At 47.5% G+C, this 1,361-nt stretch carries 1 protein-coding gene; it reads right to left on the reverse strand.

Going from position 1 to position 1,361, the window contains the following annotated elements; genetic code table 11:
- On the reverse strand, window positions 1-1,361 hold a 1,361-nt coding region (locus ACFILT_RS03575), incomplete at both ends, for a hemagglutinin repeat-containing protein (RefSeq protein WP_375679594.1).

Raw genomic sequence — 1,361 nt, forward strand, 5'->3', positions numbered from 1 at the left:
TTGAGAGAGCCAATGATTTGTCCAGCATCTTGCCCCATCGCCCTCTGTCCAGTTGTATCAGTAAGGATGATAGTCCCATCGCTGATAGCAGATTTGGTTTCCCCTTCTGCTGCATCCTTGGCTTTGCCGTGATTTAAAACATTCTTGGCAATGTTTTTTATCGTGTCATTCCCAGAAATGCTAAACCCATGGCTGCTGGCTTTAGCATGCGCACTGTTGCTGATATCACTGGTGCTAATGCTTCCTGTGGTCAGGCTGTTTTTATCTGCCGGCGCGGTGCTGGCAATGATGCCTCCGGTCAGCGTTGTTTTGTCTTTAACTATGATATTAAAGCCGCCATCACCCGCTTTGATGCCTGATTGTTCCACAACACTATGATAATCGCTGGAGGATTTATCCTTTTGGAAAGAGGCGCTCATGGAGCCCCCACCACCCGTTTGTCCAGCACCAAACCCAACAGAAACAGAGTTTTGCTTGCTGGAAGTTTGTCCCGTATCACTGCGGCTGGTAATGGCGAAATCACCCCCTACTTCCATTTCTACACGCTCTCCAGAAACCACAGCGCCTGCCAATGTGGTGTTTGCCCCACTCGTGGTATGAACGGTGCCGGTGCCTATAATATGGCTGTTTTTGTGTTGAACTTCCTCACTGGAACCTTCCCCTTGACTAAAAGCAGCACTACCCGTTGCCCCTGCGCCACCCGTGCCATAACCGGTGCCAACACTCATTGAAGAACTTTCACTGCTGTTTTGTGTGCTTTGCGTGTTTTGTGCACTTTCAAAGATGATATCTTTACCTGCTTCCATGGTGATCTTTCCGCTCTGTGCATCATTTTCCAGCACATAGATTGGATTGGTACCAGCGATAACATCAGCGCCAACACCATGAATGCTGCCTTCGTGGGCATGCATGTTAACAGCGCGTCCGCCTTCTATGCTATCTGTCACCGCTGTGGAGACTTGAGAAGAGGCTTCTGTTTTCTCAGTTTTAAAGCCCACGGTTACACTGCCAGATGCACCAGCCATATTGGCAAGAGCATCCTTGGTGGAGCCCCCCAATCCTCCTAATGAGCTACTCAGTCCTTTGGTTACGTTCCCCTTTTCCCCCGTATTGCCAGTCAGCCAATTAACAAAGGTTTTGCCTTTACTATAAAGATGACTGATTTTCATGCCAGTCAGTATGCCATTAATAACTGTATTGTTACCATCCTTATTATTCATGTGATCTGCGGCATCTTTTAGTCCTTGTACCGTGCCAAGGACACCGATATCAACGGAAGTTGTCACACCAGCAAAAGACTTTTCATGCTTTTCTTTTGCGTTAGAGGTATCATAGCTTTCTGATAGGGTGATATTATTGCC

Source organism: Bartonella sp. AP7XZML (assembly GCF_042195745.1).
GTDB lineage: Bacteria > Pseudomonadota > Alphaproteobacteria > Rhizobiales > Rhizobiaceae > Bartonella.